Source organism: Pseudomonas sp. GW821-FHT03C07 (assembly GCF_059420925.1).
Map to the genome: position 1 here is coordinate 78,558 of NZ_JBWKUQ010000015.1, position 18,630 is coordinate 97,187.

The window sequence follows — 18,630 nt, forward strand, 5'->3', positions numbered from 1 at the left end:
CACCGGCGTAATAATCCCAGCCAAGCCAGCCCCCAGACGGTTCAAAGCGCCTGGAGACGCTCGACAATCTGGTTCTTCACTTTCAGTCGCCGTTCCTTCAGCGTTCGCAACGGATCATCCGCCGTCTGGGCGGACTCGGCCGCCAGCACTTCCTTGTCGATGTCATCGTACTGATCAAGCAGTTGGTTGAGCCTGGGATCCTTGCGCCTGTGCTGCGCAAGCGCCTCTTTGTTCAACTTCAGGTCCGCGAGCAAATCGTGCTTGACCGGCATATCGTCACCTCTTGGTTCTGTGGGCAATACAGGAAATTCCAGAGCCGCCCCTTCATGAAAGGTTCAAGGCGATGCATCCCTAAGCAATAGCACGCCCTGGCCGACCTTGCCTCAAAGCTTCGCTTTACGCCGACGGACCCACAGCGCCGCCAACCCGCCCAGTACCGCCAGAACGCCAACCACCAGCACCACCTTGTAGGGCCGCAAGGCCGAACGCACTGCATTCAACGGTTGGGTCAGGTAACGCCTGTTGGCCTGGTCAAAGTTCGGTTCCTGACACTGCTGGCCAAAATTCGTCGCCCAACTCACGTACGGGCCTTGCTCGACATAACGCTGGTAATACTGGATTTCTTCATCGCTGCCGGCAACCCAACCGGCCGCCTTGCACAACACGGCGGCAAAGGCCTGACTGCTGTGGGGCAACTGGTCGGCGGCCTGATTGGCCAGGTCCGCGGCGACCCAGCGATAGTGATAACGCCGGTCGGGCTTGGCCGCGGAAGCCTGCTGCCGTTGGATTTCCGCGGTTTCGAGAAACGGTGCCGGCTGCATCGGGGGCGCGCCCAGGCTGTAGTAACCGTCCAGGGAGCGGTAATCCGGCGCCATCTCGTAGCCGAGGATTTCCATGCCCGATTTGCGCGCCAGGGTAGCGGCGGCAAACAACGCTTCGGCACGCCCGGTGGCGGTCCAACGCGACACGGCCTGCTGGCGGTCGCGGCCATAATCCCGCGCCGTGGCCTTTAATTCGGGGTTGTCGAAATACCCCGGCGCTTCATCGTAGCGCCCTTCGCGCAACAGGCGCCGGCCCAGCAGTTCACGCAGCTCCGGGCGTCGAACGTAGCTGTCCTTGTCCTCGGGTTTGGGCGTCAGCGCAGGCACATGGGCATCGACATAGGCTTTCAGTTCGTCGAGCGTCAGCACCCGCTCGGCCACGGTCGCGGCATCCATCCAATAGAGGCCCTGGCTGCGGTAAAGCTGGTCGAACGCTTGCAGGTAGTCGCCACGGTCCAGCGCCAGGATCGCGCTTTCAGCCTGGACCCGGCAACCGGGCTGGATGCTTTCGAAGCTCCAGTCCGGCGTACGCCGCGGCCCCCAGACTTCGTCCTTGGGAAACGCCTGGGCCGCCTTGGCATAAGCGGCCGCGGCCTGCACCTTGTCGCCGTCGCGCAACGCCAGCTTGGCCCGCACCCACCACGCCAGGCCGCCATCACCGGCGTGTTCGAGAAAAGCCTTGGCCCCCGCGTAGTCAGCCTTCTGGTAACTCAGGGCCGCCAGGCGATCAGCGTTGTCCAGGCTACCAGCGACACTGGCCAGCAAGACCTTGGACAGGCGCTGCTGCTCCTCAGGCTGCTCATCGAAGAACCAGCCGACCCGGCTCAACACATAAGCGGTCAACAACGCCTGGACGTTTTTCTCCTTGAGCAAGACGCTCAATTCGTTATCCGGTAACCGCGCCAACTCGCCGGCGATCTGCTTGAGCGAGGTGTAACCGCTGTTGGAACCCAACCGGCTCTGGCTGGCGTATAGCGCGATGGCCGTGTTCCAGTCATTGTCGAACCTGGCCAGCAGGGCTTCTTCGCCAAGGCTGGCAACGCCCAGTTCCAGGGGATCGCTGAAATCCCCCGCGCTCAGCGCCCGCGTCTGCTGGAACGCAAGCCGGGCCTGGGCTTGTAACTCAGTGCTGGTGACGACTGGCGCGGCGTTGTCCGCCGGGGTGTCGACACCCGCTTCGGCCTGGGCGCCAAGGGCGATCAACGCCCGCCCCAGCGAATACGCGGCCCAGGTGCTGCGCAACTTGCGCTGGTCGGCCGGCAAGGCCAGGACCTGGCGGAAATATTCCGCCGCCCGCTGCGCATCACCGGCCTGGAAGGCAACGGCACCGGCGATATACAAGCGCAGTTCGGCCGGCAGGCTCGCGCCCTGGGTTTCGACCTGCTGCGGGTCCGGCAGGCTGCGTAGGCGCGTCACCTCGGCCCGCAGGTTTTCCGGCAGCTCGCTGGCCTCCACCTTGTCGCGTTGCTCGCGATAGGGTTTGCTGTTGTCGTCGCTGTCCCAATAGGGCGTCAGGGTGGCTTCGGTCGCCGGTTTCAGGCCGGCAATGGCTTCGCCGAGACGATTGACCTCAAAGGCGAAGTTGGTTTCCGGCAGATCGGCCAGGGACTGGGCACGATCATCCAGCAGGCGCAGGGGGAAGTCCGGACCGCAGGCCAGTGCCGGGAGCGGCAGACTGAGGGACAGGCACAGCAGGTGCCGAGGCCAGTTACGGGTAGACATTCCAAGCTCCTTGATCGATTCGGGTACAGCGCGCCCAGCCGAGCGCACGTTGACCGCCAGCGGCGATGCGCGCGCTGGACTGGCGGGTAAAAATGAGCTGCTTCGGGGTTTGCTGCAAGGTATAGCCATTGAGCCCGTCGACGCCATCACACTGCTCGGCGTTCAACTCCACCCGTGCCGGTAGCGGCCGGTCGAGATTGCCGGCATTGCCCAAGCGTATGTCGTAGCGACCGTCGTCGGCCGACAGTTCAATCTGCCATTGACTTGAGAGCGTCTCGCCACGGGCCACCGCGCGCAAGGTCGTCAGGCTCCAGGCGCGGCGGTCACCGGGCAGCGGCAGGCGAAACCAGATCAGCCCGGCCAGGTGCGCCGGCGGTTTGGCCCGCAGTTGTTGGGCCAGGGTCGCCAGTTGTTGCGGGTCGGCCAGCAGCTCGCGGCGCTCACCGCCACGCTTCAGCACCACTTCGCTTTCGACCACCGGGCCGCCCTGATCGTCCGGCAGCAAGGCGACGCCATAGGCCGGCAGCGCCAGGTAAAACGCTTTGTCGCTGATGCGGCCCCAACGTTCGGCCCAGTCCCTGGCTTGTCCTGGGTTGAACAGCCCGAGCCTCGGGTTGCTCACCGCATGCACCTGCAACACGCTGCTGTCGACCGCCTGCAACAAGGCCGGCAGCTGCGGACTGTCTAGCCAGGCCGGCAATGCCGTGATGCTCAGTTTCAAGGTAGGCGGCAACAGGCCACGCAGCTTGACCAGGAAATCGGTATAGCCCGGTAGCCGGGCGCTGCCGCTGTCATAGTCGATTTCCAACCCGACTGGCATCACACCGCCCACTTGCCAATCAGCCAGCAGCTTCAAGATCTGCGTGCGCGCCAGGTCCAGATCCAGGGCCGGAAGCTGGCCATCGAGGCGGATCACCGCAATCACCGGGCGACCATCGGCCTTGAGCTGCACCAGGTCCACCCGCGCCCTGCTCCACCCGGCCTTGGGCTGGGCCTGGAGGGCCAGCACCCGCAAGGTCGAGAAATCCGCCCGGCTCTGAGCCAGGGCCTGTTCATGGGCCGGCCGCCACTGGCGCTGCCAGATGTAGAGCTGTTGGTCGAGGGCCGCTGGCGGTTGCGGCTGGCAGCCGCTGAACAGCAAGAGCAGGCCAAGGGAAACCAGCCTGCGGGCAGAAGAAATCACGGACATACGAGCCTTTAGTGAACGCGACGGACCTGTTTCGCCGGCATCTTACCTCAACCAGCACAGCCGTTTCAGAGACTCGCCAATGGCAGCGAACCCGCCGCCCGCTCGAACAGCACCCGCAAGCCGGCGTCGTGGGCACTCAACGAACGCAGCGTGGTGAACGTCGCCGTGGCCAGCCCACGTGGCACCTTCACCTGTGACCCGGCTTGAAAGCCGACACGTCGATGCAGGTTGCGCAGGGTCAGGATCGCCAGGCCAATGGAGTACAAACAGAAGAACCTCAAACCGGGATGCTCGGGCGCAATCAGCAGTGTGTAATCAAAGGCCCGGCGTAGATGGGCGTGGGCGATGCCGATCAGTTCCGTCAGCGCCTGCGCATAGCCAGGCTGCGTACTCGCCTGCAATGACAGCAAGCACACGCCATGTCGCGCAAACAGGTCCTGTGGCAACCAGCAAACACCACGCCGACGATCCTCCCATTGGTCCTTGAGGATATTGGTCAGTTGCAAGCCCTCGCCAAACGACACCGCCAGTGCCGACATCCGTTCCTGATGAACCGCCAGTTCCGGCGCGAAGTCGACGAACAAGTCGGTGAACATTTCGCCGACCACACCGGCGACGCAGTAACAGTAGCGTTTGAGCTCAGCCAAGGTCGCCAACCCCTGTAAACCGGCGACACGCTGGAAGTCACTCATGCCGGGGCACATCACCGTCAGGCACTGCACAATGGCCGTCTGCTGGGGATTGTCGAGTGTCCGAAAGACCTCCAGTACCCGTGGCAACTGGCTCAACAACGCCCGCTCCGCCGGCGAACTGGCCTCGGAAAGCAAGAGGGTCAGCTCAGCGCAGAACGGTTGGGCATCGATCTCACCACGGACCGCCTGGATATAGGCCGCTTCATACCGCTGTTTGTCGGCAATCGACAGCGCCGGCTCGTCTTCAATGGTGTCGGCGATCCGACAGAGCAGATAGGCGGTGGTCATGGCGGTGTTCAACGGCGCCGGCAATTGCGGGATGGTGAGGGCAAAAGAACGAGACACCTGAGGGAAAATCGCCTCCTGATAACCGAGGGCGCTCTGCGGTGCCAATGCTCCGGCTGTGTGGCTAAAGGGCATGGTCAGGCTCGTTGAATAAAAGAAAATCGCTTGGGGCGCGTGCATCTTAAAGGCTGGAAAGCAGCGACAAGATACCGTCTTGCAACCGATTGTTATAACGAGCCGGCGCCCACAGCAGAAAATATTCATCGCGACCGTCGCTGGCGTTGCTGCCTGAGAGCCAAACCGACAGCCCGCGACGCCTCACTTGCCGGTCAAATTGCCCCCCTGCCAGCCGCCGCCAAGGCTCTGGATCAACGCCACACTGCCCTGGGTCAGTTGGCCCTGGGTGTCACGCAGGCTCTGCTCGGTCTGCAACAGGATCAGTTGCTGGGTCAACACGCCCTGCAGGCTGACCGTCCCAGCCTTTTGCTGAGCCTGCTGGCTGCCGAACAGTTGCTGGTTGCGCTGGTAGATCTGCTGGTAGGCCTGGGCCTGGGTTTGCAGGTGATTGAGCGCCGAGAGATTGTCTTCGACGTTCTGCAAGGCACCGAGCACCGTGCCGCGATAGTTGGCGACTTCCTCGTCATAGCTGGCTTCGGCCGCCTTGACCGCCGCCGTGCGCGCACCACCGTCGAACAGGGTTTCGGCCAGCGCCGGGCCAACGCTCCAGATCCGGTTCGGCAACGAGAACAGGCCGCCCAGTGCGCTGCCGGTGTAGCCGACCTGGGCCGTCAGGTCGAGATTGGGATAGAACGCCGCCTTGGCGACGCCGATTTTCGCATTGGCCGCGGCCACCGAACGCTCGGCGGCGACTACGTCCGGACGCCGTTGCAACAACCCCGACGGCAGACTCAGCGGGGTGGCCGGCAGGTTGAAGGCAAAACTGTCGAGCGGCGCCAGGCTGAACTGCGCCGGCGCCACGCCCACCAGCACCGCCAGGGCATGCTCGAATTGCTCACGCGAACGCTGTGAGGTCTGCAAGGCGGCCACCACGCTGGTCAATTGGTCCTGGGCCACCAGCAACTGATCGTTGGACGCGGTGCCCTGGGTGTATTCGGTCTGGATCATGTCCAGCAATTGCTGGTTGATGCGCTGTTGCTGCTCCAGCAAGCGGATATCCATATCCAGTTGGCGGACGCCGAAGTAATTGCTGGCGACACTGCCACCGATGGACAGGCGGACCCCGGCCAACAACGCATCGGAGGCCTGGGCCGAGGCCTGGCTGGACTCGATGCCACGGCGGACCAGGCCCCACAGGTCCGGCTCCCAACTGGCGCCAAGGGTAGCGCTGACACTCTGCTCGACCCGGCTACCCGAGGTACTTGAAGTGTTTGAGGTACTGCCGCTGCTGCTCTTGAGCACCCCGCGGGAACCGGACAATCCGGCGGACACCGTCGGCCAGAGCCCGGCCCGGCTGGAAGCGACCTGCGCCTGCGCCAGCCGGTAAGCCGCCTCGGCAGCGACAATCGACTGATTGGCCTTGGCTGCGCGGGTCATCAGGTCGTTGAGGAGCGGATCGTGGTAATCCAGCCACCACTGGCTGTCCAGTGCGCCCTGGGGGTTGGCCACCGCTCGCTGCCATTGCGCGCCTTCCTTGAAGCCCTGCGGCAACTCGAGCGGCGGTTTCCGGTAATCCGGCCCAAGCAGGCAGCCGCTCATGCTCAAGCTGAATAGCAGGACCAGCCAGGGCGCGCGTTGACCCATCATCATTGTTCAAGACTCCTTGCCGCGCCGACGCAGTCGCTCGGAAGCGCTGTCCAGCCACAGATAGATAACCGGCGTGGTGTACAGCGTCAGCAATTGGCTGAGCAGCAACCCACCGATAATGGAAATCCCCAGCGGCCGGCGCAACTCCGAACCGTAGCCACTGCCCAGGACCAGCGGCAAGGCCCCGAGCATGGCCGCCAGGGTGGTCATCATGATCGGCCGGAAGCGGATCAGGCAGGCCCGGTGAATCGCCTCGCGGGCGCTGCGCCCGTGCTGGACCCGCTCGGTAATGGCGAAGTCGATCATCATGATGGCGTTCTTCTTGACGATCCCGATCAGCAGGATCACCCCCACCAGGGCAATGATCGACAGCTCGGTGCCGGTCAGCAACAAGGCGATCAGGGCCCCAACACCGGCCGACGGCAGGGTCGAGAGGATCGTCAGCGGGTGCATCAGGTTCTCGTAGAGCATGCCCAGCACGATATACACCGACAGCAGCGCGGCAACGATCAGCAGCGGCTCGCTGGCCACCGACGACTGGAACACCTGGGCCGTGCCGGCGAATTGCCCGACCACGCTGGCCGGCATGCGCAACTGGGTCACGGCGTCTTCCACCAGCACCGTGGCCTGGCCGATGGCAATACCCGGCGCCAGGTTGAACGAGGCCGTCACCGCCGGAAAGGTGCCCTGGTGGGCAATGGAAATCGCCGTGCGCTGAATGCCGGTATCCGACAGCGCCGCCAGCGGCACCAGTGTCCGGCCACTGGCCGGCAGCGTTGCGGTGCTTGCCGTCTGGCTGGAACTCAGCGGCCCGGTGGGGACATAGATCGACTTGAGGGTCTGCGGATCGGTCCAGTACGGCGGCGCCACTTCCATCACCACATGGTATTGGTTGGCCGACCTGTAGATGGTCGAGACCTGGCGTTGGCCGAACGCGTCGTAGAGGGTCTGGTCGATATTGCCGATAACGACCCCCAGGCGCGCGGCGCTATCGCGATTGATGCTGATATTGGCCAGCAGGCTGTTGTCCTGCTGGTCGGTGTTGATATCGGCCAGCTGCGGCAAGGTGTGCAGCACGGCGACGACCTTGGGCACCCATTCATCCAGGGTATCCTGGTCATCGGCGGTCAGGGTGTACTGGTATTGCGCCCCGCTCTGCCGCCCGCCGACGGTGATGTCCTGGGCCGATTGCAGGTACAGCCGGGTCCCCGGCAGGTCACCGAGGGCCTTGCGCACCTGGGCGATCACCTGGTCGGCGCTGTCCTTGCGCTCGCCGATCGGCTTGAGTGCAATAAACAACTGGCCGCTGTTGATCGCCCCGCCGCCACCGCCACCGCCGCCGATAAAACCACCGACGGTCTGCACATTCGGGTTCTTCGACACGGTCTGGTTGATCTTGCTGAACGCCTCCTGCATCGCCGCATAGGAAATACTTTGCGGGGCGATGATGCTGCCCTGCAGCCGCCCGGTGTCCTCCTGGGGAAAGAAGCCCTTGGGCACCAGCACATAGAGCACGCCGGCGAGGATAATGACCAGCACGGTCAATAGCCCCATCAGGGCCGAATGCTCGACGACCCAGACCAGGGTACGGTCATAGAACCGATGGAAACTCGAGTCCGGGTACTCGTGATCGGCACCCGTCGCCTGGCTCGGCCGCAGCAGGATGCTGGACAGCATCGGGGTCACGGTCAGGGAGATCAGCATCGAGATCAGGATCGCCACCGACAGCGTGATGGAGAATTCGCGGAACAGGCGCCCGACGATACCGCCCATCATCAGCAAGGGGATGAACACCGCGATCAGCGACACACTGATGCTCAGCACCGTGAAGCCGACTTCCCGCGCCCCGGTCAGTGCCGCCTGCAGGCGGCTCTCGCCGCGCTCCAGGTGGCGCATGATGTTTTCCACGATAACGATCGCATCGTCCACCACGAAACCGGTGGAAATGGTCAGCGCCATCAGCGACAGGTTGTTCAGGCTGTAACCGAGGAAATACATGGTGCCAAAGGTACCGAGCAACGACAGCGGCACGACGATGGCCGGCACCAGGGTGCTGCGCCAGTCGCGGAAGAAACCGAAGGTCACCAGGGTCACCAGGAGAATCGACGCCAGCAGGGAGACTTCCACATCGTGCAACGACGCGCGGATGGTGGTGGTGCGGTCGAGCAGGATATTGAGCTTGATCGAGGCCGGGATCGAGTTCTGCAGGAACGGCAACGAGGCCTTGACCGCATCCACCGTCTCGATGACGTTGGCCCCCGGCTGCTTGAACACCACCAGCAGCACCGCCGGCCGACCATTGGAGAGGCCGAAGTTACGCAGGTCCTCGACATCCTCGCGGACGTAACCCAGGTCGGCGATATGCACCACGTCACCGTTGTTCTGCTTGACCACCAGTGGCGCGTAATCCTCGGGCTTGAACAGCATGTCGTTGGCGCCGATGCCGTAGGAGCGATCGCCGATGGACAACGCGCCTTTGGGCAGGTTGGCGTTTGAGGAGCCGATCGCCGCGCGAACCTGCTCCAGGCTGACACCGTAATGGTTGAGGCGGTCCGGGTTGAGTTCGATGCGTACCGCCGGCAACGCGCCACCGCCAACGGTGACATCGCCAACCCCACGGGTTTGCAGCAGTTTCTGCTCCAGCAAGGTCGAAGCCACGTCATACATCTGACCCGGCGTGGCGCTGTCGGAGGTCAGGCTGATGATCATGATCGGCGAATCCGCCGGGTTGACCTTGCGGTAGGTCGGATTCCCCGACAGATCGCTGGGCAGGCTGCTGCGGGCAGCGTTGATCGCGGCCTGGACATCGCGGGCGGCGCCGTCGATATTGCGGCTCAGGTCGAATTGCAGATTGATGCGGGTCGAGCCCAGGTTGCTCGACGAGGTCATCTGGGTCACCCCGGCGATTTGCCCGAACTGTCGTTCCAGCGGCGTGGCCACCGAGGTGGCGACGGTTTCCGGATTGGCGCCCGGCAACGAGGCGCGCACGCTGATGGTCGGGAAGTCGACTTGCGGTAATGGCGCCACCGGCAACAACAGGAACGCCAGCCAGCCGAACAGGGCCAGGCCGACCGCCAGCAGGAAGGTTGCAATCGGGCGCTGGATAAACGGTGCGCTGATGTTCATCGGCATCAGCCCTCAGTCTCGGTTTGACGCGTGCCGAAACGACCTTCGAGCTGGTTCATCGCGAGGAAAATCACCGGTGTGGAAAACAGTGTCAGCAACTGGCTGAGCAACAACCCGCCGATGATCGCGATACCCAGCGGATGACGCAGCTCCGAGCCAATGCCGGTGCCCAACGCCAACGGCACCGCGCCGAACAGCGAGGCCATGGAGGTCATCAGGATTGGCCGGAAACGCAGCTCCGCGGCCTTGCGAATCGCCGCCACCGGGTCGAGTCCGTCCTTGCGCTGCAACTCCAGGGCGAAGTCGACCATCATGATGCCGTTCTTCATGACGATGCCGATCAACAGCACAATGCCGATCAGGCCGATGATATCGAACTGGGTGCCGGTGACCAGCAACGCCAGCAAAGCGCCGAGGGCCGCCGAGAGCAAGGTCGAGAGGATGGTCACCGGGTGCACGAAGCTCTCGTAGAGAATCCCGAGCATCAGGTAGACCACGACAATCGCAGCCACCACCAGGAATATCTGGTTCGACAACGAGGATTGGAAGGTCGCGGCGGCACCCTCCAGGTTGGCCTGCACCGTCAGCGGCAGGCCGAGGTCTTTTTCAATCTGATCCAGACGCGTCACCGCCGCGCCCAGGGTCTGGCCAGGGGCCAGGTTGAAGGAAATGTCGGCATAGGGGAACTGGCCCAGCCGGTTGATGGTGATGGGCGTACGGATCACCTGCTGGGTCGCCATGCTCGCCAGGGACGTCACCGTGCCGCTGCCGGTGGTGACATAGAGCCCGGTCAGCAGATCGGCGATATTGCGCGGCGGCCGGTCGGTGGCCATCACCACGTGATACTGGTTGAGCTGGGTGTAGATGGTCGACACCTGGCGCTGACCAAAGGCGTCGTACAGCACGTTATCGATGGCCTGGGGCGTCACGCCGAGCCGGGAAGCGGTGGCACGGTCGATGTTGATCTGGATCTGATTGCCGAACTGCATCGCCTGGCTTTGCACATCGCTGAACAGCGGGTCCTTGCCGATGGCCGAGAGCAACTTGGTCGTCCACTCTTCCAGGACCTGCGGGTCGGTGGCCTGCAAGCCGAGGCGGTAGCTGGTGGTCGAGATTGTCGCGTCGAGGGTCAGGTCCTGCACGCTGTGCAGGTACAGGCGCACCCCGGAATCATCGGCATTGGCGTCCGACAGCCGACGAATCACCGCCGCCGCACTGTCACGCTGGCCGCGCTCCTTGAGGTTGATCAGCAGATTGCCCTGGTTGATGGTCGGGTTGGTCTGGTCGATACCGACGAAGGACGACAGGCTGGCCACCGCCGGATCCTTGAGGATGCGTTCGGCGAGCTTCTGCTGTTGCAGCGCCATCTGCTGGAACGACACGGTGGGCGACCCCTGGGAAATACCCTGGATCAGCCCGGTGTCCTGTTCGGGGAAAAAGCCCTTGGGCATGATCACAATGGTGAACAGGGTCAGCAAGGCGGTAAAGACGATGGAGATCAGCGTCAGGGTACGGTGCACCAGCACCCAGTCCAGGCCGCGGACGTAATAGCTGTTGATCCGGTCGAAAAAGTCCGGACGGCGCTCCCCGGGATCGTTGCGCAGCATGCGCGAACACATCATCGGTGTCAGGGTCAGGGAAATGATCGCCGAAATCACGATGGTCACCGCCACCGTCATGGCGAACTCGCGAAACAGCCGGCCGACCACATCGCCCATGAACAACAGCGGGATCATCACCGCGATCAGCGCCACCGACAGCGAGATGATGGTGAAACCGATCTGCGCCGAGCCCTTGAGCGCGGCCTGCAACGGCGTATCGCCCGCCTCCAGGTAGCGGGTGATGTTTTCGATCATGACAATGGCATCATCGACCACAAAACCGATGGCAATGGTCAACGCCATCAGCGTCAGGTTGTTCAGGGAAAAGCCCAGGGCGTAGGCCACCGCCAGGGTACCGATCAGGCTCAGCGGCACGGTGACGGCCGGAATCACCGTGGCCGGTACATTGCGCAGGAACAGGAAGATCACCAGCACCACCAGCAGCACCGCCACCGCCAGTTCGTACTGGACGTCGGTGACCGAGGCGCGAATGGTCTGGGTGCGGTCGGTCAGCACGCTGACCTTCAGGGTCCCCGGCAAGCTGGCGCGCAGCTTGGGCAGCAGTTGCTGGACCCGGTCGACCACCTGGATCACGTTCGCCCCCGGCTGGCGCTGGATATTCAGCACGATCGACGGCGTGTCGTTGGTCCAGGCCGCCTGCCGGGGATTTTCCGCGCCCTGGATCGAGCTGGCGATCTGCGCCAGGCGGATCGGCGCACCGTTTTTGTAGGCGATCACCAGGTCGCGGTATTCCTCGGCCGATTGCAACTGATCGTTGGCGCCGATGGAAAACGCCTGGAACTTGCCGTCGATATTGCCCTTGGCCTGGTTGACGTTGGCCGCGCCCAGGGCGCTGCGCACATCCTCCAGCGACAGGCCCATGCTGTTGAGCGCCGAGGTGTTGGTTTCAATCCGCACCGCCGGACGCTGGCCGCCGCTGATGGTGACCAGCCCAACCCCGGAAATCTGCGAGATCTTCTGTGCCAGGCGGGTATCGGCCAGGTCCTCGATCTTGGTCAGCGGCAGTACATCGGAAGTCAGCGACAGCGTCAGGACCGGCGCATCGGCCGGATTGACCTTGCTGTAGACCGGTGGGTACGGCAGATTCGCCGGCAGGAAGGTGCCGGCGGCATTGATCGAGGCCTGCACTTCCTGTTCAGCGATATCCAGCGACAGTGACAAGTCGAATTGCAAGGTGATAACGGAAGCACCATTGGAACTGGTGGACCCCATCGACTTGAGACCGGGCATTTCGCCGAACTGGCGCTCCAACGGCGCGGTGATCGAGGAACTGATCACCTCCGGGCTGGCACCGGGGTATTGGGTGAAGACCTGGATGGTCGGGTAATCGACTTCGGGCAGGGCCGAAACCGACAGAAAGTGGTAGCCCAGCAGCCCCAGCAGGAACACCGCGACCATCAGCAGCGTGGTGGCGATGGGGCGCTCGATAAAGGGTCTGGAGATATTCATGAGCGATCACCCTGTGGCGATCGGGCTTGTCGGAACGCCGAACCGCCACAAATAGAGTGTCTGAGACATTGTTGAACTCACTGACTGACCACCTTCACCGCAGAGCCGTTGTCCAGTTTGTCGGCCCCTTCGGTAATCACCTGTTCACCGACTTTCACGCCCTCCTCCAGCACCGCCGTCAGGTCAGCGCTGACCGGCCCGCTCTTGATAGTGCGCAGGCTGGCTTTATTGCCTTGCACCACGAACACGAAATCGCCCTTGCTGCCGTGCTGGATTGCCAGGGTCGGCACCACCGCGACCTGCTGCAAGGTGTCGGCCTTGAGCCGGGCATTGACGAACTGATTGGGGAACAGCGCGTTGCCGGCGGCATTGAATTGCGCCTTGACCCGCACCGTGCCGGTGCTGGTATCGACCTGGTTGTCCAGAGCCAGCAAGGTGCCGCTGGCCAGCAGGTTATGCTTGTTGCGGTCATAGGCCAGGACATCGACCGCGCCCTTGGCCATGGCCTGGTCGATGGCGTCGAGATCATCCTCCGGCACCGCAAACACCACCGTGGCCGGGTTCATCTGGGTGATCAGCGCGATACCCGTGGTGCTGCCCGCGTTCACGAAGTTGCCGGGGTCCACCAGGCGCAGCCCGACAATGCCATCCACCGGAGAGGTGATGGTGCAATACCCCACCTGTACCTGCAGGTTCTGCACCGCACCATCATCCGCCGCCACCGTGCCCAGTTGCTCTTGCACTGTGGCAACCTGGGTATCGAGGGTCTGTTGGCTGACCGAGCCGATCTTGATCAATTCGCGAAAACGCGCGAGGTCGCGCTGGGCATTGACCAGCACCGCCTGGTCATGAGCCAGCACGCCCCTGGCCTGAGCCAACTGGGCCTTGAGCGCCCGGTCATCGATACGCGCCACCACCTGGCCCTTGCTGACCCGTTGCCCTTCCTTGAAGTCCACCGAGGACAGGATGCCGGAGACCTGGCTGACCACGGTCACGCTACGGGTTGGCGTCACCGTGCCCAAAGCATCGATATACACCGGCACATCCATCAACTTGACGGCGACGGCCGTCACCGGATCGCCCATCGAGGGCGGTTTGCCCTTGGGTGTGTTCACGTGCTGATAAAGCGCCCAGCCACCTACCAGGAGCCCCAGCACCACGACCACCAGCAGAATTCGTGTTCCCTTGCTGTGCTTCACTCATCGCCCCCTGGGTCCGCTTCCGCACCGGCAGCGGCCACTGGCCCTGTGCACTGAAGGTTAGTCTGCTATGGAGGTTGCGCCCCGGAACCTGAACCTGAGCTTTCTGCGGCCGACACCGATCGTGAAACTCTTGTCAGTTAATAAACCTGCGTATCGCGCAACGGCTCACCCGGAGCCGATCAGCCACGCTCGCCAACTTGCGACGAACGGCCAGGACAAAATGCCCGGCCCGCCTTGCGATTGCGCAAACGCGATCTATTGTCTAGCAATCTCACTCAAGAAAATCTGAGCTCCCCTCAACGTATTCTGGTCTGCAGTGTTGTCCAGTGACAACGACACCACGGAGTCCGAGTCATGGAAGAAACCCTCATTTTGGTAGATGAGGACGATTGCGAAACCGGCAGTGCGCAAAAGCTGCTCATCCATCAACAAGGCCTGCGGCATCGGGCTTTCTCGATCTTCATCTTCGACGAGCAGGGCCGTTTGTTGCTGCAACAACGCGCCCTCGGTAAATACCACTCCCAAGGTCTGTGGACCAACACCTGTTGTGGCCACCCGCGCCTGGGCGAACAGACCCATGCCGCTGCACAACGACGCCTGTTCGAAGAAATGGGCCTGACCTGCCCGCTGAAAAAGGTCGCCTCCCTGCTCTATCGGGAACAGGTTTCGAACGCGCTGATCGAGCATGAGTTCGATCATCTGTTCGTCGGCACCAGCGACACCCCACCAATTGCCAATCCCGATGAAGCCCTGGCCTGGGAATGGCTGCCGCTGTCCGATATTCCCGGATGCATCGCCGCTGAACCGGAAAAGTACACAGTCTGGTTCCGAAAGATCTTCGACATCTACACCCTCGCAGGTTTGCGCGCCTGGCAAGACATGGCGCTCAAGGCGTCCTCGACCGGTCATCTGGCCCTCTAGAGATCAACGTCATGACACTGAACGCGCACGATGCGTTGGCGACCTTGTTGCCAACCGAGAATGCCCTGCCCACCTTTGGCGATTGGAGACACGCGGTACTGGGGCGAATCGAACGTCGACTCGAAGATGAATTGCCACCCCAGGGAGCCCCCGCATCGCGCCTGCATGAAGCCATGCGCTACGCCGTATTGAACGGCGGAAAGCGCCTGCGCCCGTTGTTGTGCCAGGCCAGCGGCATAGCCCTCGGAGCCGCACCACAGACCTTGGATATTGTTGGCGCGGCCTTGGAAATGGTCCACGTCAATTCATTGGTTCATGACGATCTGCCGGCCATGGACGACGATAACCTGCGCCGCGGGCGTGCCACCGTGCACGTCAAATTCGATGAGGCCACCGCCATCCTGACGGGAACCGCGCTGCTGGCGCAGGCGTTCACGACCTTGCGACACACACCGCTGCCCACCAGCCGGCAGGCGCTGTTGATGGCAGAACTGGCCCGAGCGATCGGCGCGCAAGGCATGTGCGGCGGACAGATGCTTGACCTGAGCCATTCGGGCCTCTCGATCGACAGAGCTACCCTGGAGCATATGCATCAACTGAAGACCGGTGCACTGATCCAGGCCGCGTTACGCATGGGCGCGCTCTGCGCCCAGGCGGCCCCGCCGAACCGCGATGAGCTGGATCGCTACGCGGCGGCCATCGGCCTGGCGTTCCAGGTTGTCGATGACATTCTCGACGTCACCCAGGACTCGACGATGCTGGGCAAAACCGCCGGCAAGGATGCCCGCGCTCGAAAACCGACCTACGTCTCGCTGCTTGGCCTGGAGCCGTCGCGCCACCTGGCCCGGCAACTGAATGAACAAGCTCATGCCGCCTTGGCGAACTTCGACGGCCGCGCGACCTATCTGCATGACCTGGCTGACCTGATCGTCAACCGCTTGCACTGAGACACACAGAGGAGCCCGGCATGTTCGAGCTACTGAACGCCATCGACAGCCCCGTCGATTTGCGAACACTGCATCCCAGGGCACTCTCGGCGGTCGCCGATGAGCTGCGGGCCTTTATCCTGCACAGTGTTTCACGGACCGGCGGGCACCTGTCGGCCAACCTCGGCACCGTGGAGCTGGCCATCGCGCTGCACTATGTGTTCGATACCCCGTATGACCGGATCGTCTGGGATGTGGGGCATCAATCCTATCCGCACAAGATCCTGACCGGGCGCCGCGAGGCCATGGCCGGCATTCGCCAACTGGGAGGGATCTCCGGTTTTCCCCGGCGCCAGGAGTCCGAGTACGACACCTTCGGCACGGCCCACTCCAGCACTTCGATTTCCGCGGCACTGGGCATGGCCCTCGGGGCCCGGATCAAAGGTGAACGGCGCCATGGCATCGCCGTCATAGGTGATGGCGCCCTGAGCGGTGGCATGGCCTACGAGGCGATGAACAATGCCGGCCTGCACCAGGACCTGCCATTCCTGGTGGTCCTCAACGACAACGACATGTCGATTTCCCCCGCCGTCGGCGCGCTACGCCACTACCTGGGTAAACTCACCGCGCATCGCTGTATCCCGGCCGCCGAGGCCTCTATCAAGCGCATCCTGCGCGATGACGCAGCACCAAGGCGGTGGCCCCAGCGCTTCGAAGCGCAGCTCAAAGGGCTGAAATTGTCAGCGACCCTGTTCGAGGCCCTGGGTTTCAACTACACCGGCCCCATCGACGGGCATGACCTCAACGAGCTGATTCCGGCGTTGCAGTCCCTGAAAAACCTGCGTGGCCCGCAACTGCTGCATATCATCACCGAAAAAGGCCATGGCTATAGCCCGGCGGCCATGGATCCGGTGCTGTATCACGGCCCCGGAAAATTCAATCCGGAGCAAGGCATCCTGCCCACGGCGCCCGGCAAGCCGACCTATACCCAGGTTTTTGGCAACTGGCTGTGCGACGAAGCCGAACGCAATCCCGACGTCGTGGCGATTACCCCGGCCATGCGTGAGGGCTCGGGACTGGTGGAGTTCGAGCAGCGCTTCCCTGATCGCTACTTCGATGTCGGGATCGCCGAACAGCATGCCCTGACCTTTGCCGCCGGCCTGGCCAGCGAAGGCTTGAAGCCGGTGGTGGCGATCTACTCGACCTTCCTCCAGCGTGGCTACGACCAACTGATCCACGACATCGCCATCCAGAACCTGCCGGTGGTACTGGCCATCGATCGCGCCGGCATTGTCGGGGCCGACGGTGCCACCCATACCGGCGCCTTCGATCTCGCCTACCTGCGCTGCGTGCCCAACCTGGTCGTCATGGCACCGGCGGACGAAAACGAATGTCGGCAGATGCTACACACCGCCCTGTTGCAGAACGGACCGGTGGCAGTGCGTTATCCGCGCGGGGCCGGCAGCGGTACGGCGACGCAAGTCGAGCTGAATGTCCTGCCCCTGGGCCGAGGCGAAATCCGTCGACAGTCGAGCCAAGCGCAAGGCTTGCGAATCGCCATTCTTGCGTTTGGCTCCATGTTGCAGCCCAGCCTTGAGGCCGCCGAGGCACTGGATGCGACAGTCGCCAATATGCGCTACGTCAAACCCCTGGATGTCGACCTGATAGAAGCCCTGGCGTGCAGTCATGATCTGCTGGTGACGGTTGAAGAAGGCTGTGTGAAGGGCGGCGCCGGTGCCGCGTGCCTCGAACACCTGGCCGCGGCACTGGTGTCGCGCAAGGTGCTGCAACTGGGTTTCGACGACCAGTTCATCGAGCATGGCGCGCCGGAACAACTACTCGGTGCCTGCGGCCTGGACGCCAAGGGGATTATCGCCTCGATCCAGGTGTTTTGCGGGCAAGTCGCATTGGCGCAGGAGATGTACCGGCGCAGCGGCGACAGTCGCCGACAGGCCATCAGCGGAGGCCGCCCATGAACGTCATCCTGGCCCAACCTCGCGGCTTCTGTGCCGGTGTGGTGCGGGCGATCGATATCGTCGAACTGGCCCTGGAGCAGTACGGCGCGCCGGTGTATGTCCGCCACGAAATTGTCCATAACCGCCAGGTGGTCGACAGCCTGAAAGCCAAGGGTGCGATTTTCGTCGAGGAACTGAACGAAGTGCCGATCGATGCCGTCACGGTGTTCAGTGCCCATGGCGTTGCCCGGGTCGTCGAAGACGCCGCGCGCCAACGCCAGCTGCGAGTCCTCGACGCCACCTGCCCGTTGGTCAGCAAGGTGCATAACCAGGGACGCCACTATGCCGCCAAAGGTTATCAGGTGATCTTGATCGGTGAGTCCGGGCATCCCGAAGTGATCGGCACCCTGGGGCAGATTCCCGCTCCGGTAGTCGTCGTCGGCGACGTGGCGCAAGTGCAAGCCTTGGCGTTTCCAGTCAACACACCGATGGCCTATATCACCCAGACCACCCTCAGCCTCGATGACACCAAGGCCGTGGTCCTGGCCCTGCAACAGCGTTACCCGGACATCGTCGGCCCGGATACCCGCGACATCTGCTACGCCGTGCAAAACCGCCAGACCGCGCTGCGCACCTTGAGCCACTGCGTCGACCTGGTGCTGGTGGTGGGCGCGGCGAACAGCGCCAATTCAGTGACCTTGCGCACAATTGCCGCTGACACGGGGGTGCCGGCTTACCGGGTGGCCGATGCCAGCGAGCTGGAGCGGCAATGGTTCGAAAACGTCAAGACGCTGGGAATCACCGCCGGGGCCTCGACACCCGAGGCCTTGGTCGACGAGGTGATTGCCGCGCTCGGGAGGCTGGCGCCACTGACCATCAAAACCCTGCCGGGCCGCGAAGAACAGGTGCAGTTCAATCTGCCAGGCGGGCTGATCGCCCGCAGTCGTTAAACAACC

The 18,630-nt window shown here is 63.2% G+C and carries 12 protein-coding genes; 4 read left to right on the forward strand and 8 right to left on the reverse strand.

The features are described 5' to 3' along the window. Positions 1-41 precede the first annotated feature (41 nt). The 8 genes from AC07VG_RS24610 to AC07VG_RS24645 all read right to left on the reverse strand — a co-directional run bounded on the left by AC07VG_RS24610 (position 42) and on the right by AC07VG_RS24645 (position 13,755). Complete coding sequence (locus tag AC07VG_RS24610; protein ID WP_495002574.1) at positions 42-272, reverse strand: DUF465 domain-containing protein; 231 nt, start codon at positions 270-272, stop codon at positions 42-44. 111 nt (positions 273-383) lie between these two features. Next, entirely contained in the window at positions 384-2,543 is a 2,160-nt protein-coding gene (locus AC07VG_RS24615) for a hypothetical protein (RefSeq protein ID WP_495022035.1), read from the reverse strand. Continuing rightward, the gene (locus tag AC07VG_RS24620) at positions 2,530-3,732 is read right to left on the reverse strand and encodes a DUF3142 domain-containing protein (RefSeq protein WP_495002572.1); all 1,203 of its coding nucleotides are present in this window, start codon (positions 3,730-3,732) and stop codon (positions 2,530-2,532) included. Before AC07VG_RS24620 ends, AC07VG_RS24615 begins: the two co-directional genes overlap by 14 nt. 65 nt (positions 3,733-3,797) lie before the next feature. Further along, positions 3,798-4,844, reverse strand: a complete 1,047-nt coding sequence (locus tag AC07VG_RS24625; RefSeq protein ID WP_495002571.1) for a phytoene/squalene synthase family protein — start codon at positions 4,842-4,844, stop codon at positions 3,798-3,800. Between the two features lie 183 nt (positions 4,845-5,027). Further along, positions 5,028-6,476 carry an efflux transporter outer membrane subunit gene (locus AC07VG_RS24630; RefSeq protein WP_495002570.1) on the reverse strand — a complete coding sequence of 483 codons (1,449 nt, stop codon included), beginning with the start codon at positions 6,474-6,476 and terminating at the stop codon, positions 5,028-5,030. A gap of 3 nt (positions 6,477-6,479) precedes the next feature. Further along, on the reverse strand, positions 6,480-9,599 hold the full coding sequence (locus AC07VG_RS24635; RefSeq protein ID WP_495002618.1) for an efflux RND transporter permease subunit: 3,120 nt from the start codon (positions 9,597-9,599) through the stop codon (positions 6,480-6,482). Between the two features lie 5 nt (positions 9,600-9,604). Beyond that, positions 9,605-12,670 (reverse strand): efflux RND transporter permease subunit, encoded by a 3,066-nt coding sequence (locus AC07VG_RS24640; protein WP_495002569.1) that lies wholly within the window; start codon positions 12,668-12,670, stop codon positions 9,605-9,607. A gap of 77 nt (positions 12,671-12,747) precedes the next feature. After that, entirely contained in the window at positions 12,748-13,755 is a 1,008-nt protein-coding gene (locus AC07VG_RS24645) for an efflux RND transporter periplasmic adaptor subunit (protein ID WP_495002617.1), read from the reverse strand. Between the two features lie 471 nt (positions 13,756-14,226). Between AC07VG_RS24645 and idi the strand changes: the two genes are divergently transcribed. From idi to ispH, 4 genes are read left to right on the forward strand one after another with little or no spacing between them, the layout of a single operon-like run. Next, positions 14,227-14,793, forward strand: a complete 567-nt coding sequence (gene idi, locus AC07VG_RS24650) for an isopentenyl-diphosphate Delta-isomerase (RefSeq protein WP_495002568.1) — start codon at positions 14,227-14,229, stop codon at positions 14,791-14,793. 11 nt (positions 14,794-14,804) lie between these two features. Further along, positions 14,805-15,740 carry a polyprenyl synthetase family protein gene (locus AC07VG_RS24655; RefSeq protein WP_495002567.1) on the forward strand — a complete coding sequence of 312 codons (936 nt, stop codon included), beginning with the start codon at positions 14,805-14,807 and terminating at the stop codon, positions 15,738-15,740. A 20-nt stretch (positions 15,741-15,760) separates the two neighbouring features. Then, positions 15,761-17,695, forward strand: a complete 1,935-nt coding sequence (gene dxs / locus AC07VG_RS24660; protein ID WP_495022036.1) for a 1-deoxy-D-xylulose-5-phosphate synthase — start codon at positions 15,761-15,763, stop codon at positions 17,693-17,695. Continuing rightward, a complete protein-coding gene (gene ispH / locus AC07VG_RS24665) occupies positions 17,692-18,624 on the forward strand; it encodes a 4-hydroxy-3-methylbut-2-enyl diphosphate reductase (RefSeq protein WP_495002565.1) in 933 nt (310 codons plus the stop codon). Before dxs ends, ispH begins: the two co-directional genes overlap by 4 nt. Positions 18,625-18,630 lie beyond the last annotated feature (6 nt).

Excerpts from the sequence above, each read along its gene's own strand:
- AC07VG_RS24655 (WP_495002567.1), top strand. The coding sequence starts at position 14,805 with ATGACACTGAACGCGCACGATGCGTTGGCGACCTTGTTGCCAACCGAG.
- AC07VG_RS24635 (WP_495002618.1), bottom strand. The coding sequence starts at position 9,599 with ATGAACATCAGCGCACCGTTTATCCAGCGCCCGATTGCAACCTTCCTG.
- AC07VG_RS24625 (WP_495002571.1), bottom strand. The coding sequence starts at position 4,844 with ATGCCCTTTAGCCACACAGCCGGAGCATTGGCACCGCAGAGCGCCCTC.
- ispH (WP_495002565.1), top strand. The coding sequence starts at position 17,692 with ATGAACGTCATCCTGGCCCAACCTCGCGGCTTCTGTGCCGGTGTGGTG.
- AC07VG_RS24640 (WP_495002569.1), bottom strand. The coding sequence starts at position 12,670 with ATGAATATCTCCAGACCCTTTATCGAGCGCCCCATCGCCACCACGCTG.
- AC07VG_RS24610 (WP_495002574.1), bottom strand. The coding sequence starts at position 272 with ATGCCGGTCAAGCACGATTTGCTCGCGGACCTGAAGTTGAACAAAGAG.
- idi (WP_495002568.1), top strand. The coding sequence starts at position 14,227 with ATGGAAGAAACCCTCATTTTGGTAGATGAGGACGATTGCGAAACCGGC.
- AC07VG_RS24620 (WP_495002572.1), bottom strand. The coding sequence starts at position 3,732 with ATGTCCGTGATTTCTTCTGCCCGCAGGCTGGTTTCCCTTGGCCTGCTC.
- AC07VG_RS24630 (WP_495002570.1), bottom strand. The coding sequence starts at position 6,476 with ATGATGATGGGTCAACGCGCGCCCTGGCTGGTCCTGCTATTCAGCTTG.
- dxs (WP_495022036.1), top strand. The coding sequence starts at position 15,761 with ATGTTCGAGCTACTGAACGCCATCGACAGCCCCGTCGATTTGCGAACA.
- AC07VG_RS24645 (WP_495002617.1), bottom strand. The coding sequence starts at position 13,755 with ATGGGCGATCCGGTGACGGCCGTCGCCGTCAAGTTGATGGATGTGCCG.
- AC07VG_RS24615 (WP_495022035.1), bottom strand. The coding sequence starts at position 2,543 with ATGTCTACCCGTAACTGGCCTCGGCACCTGCTGTGCCTGTCCCTCAGT.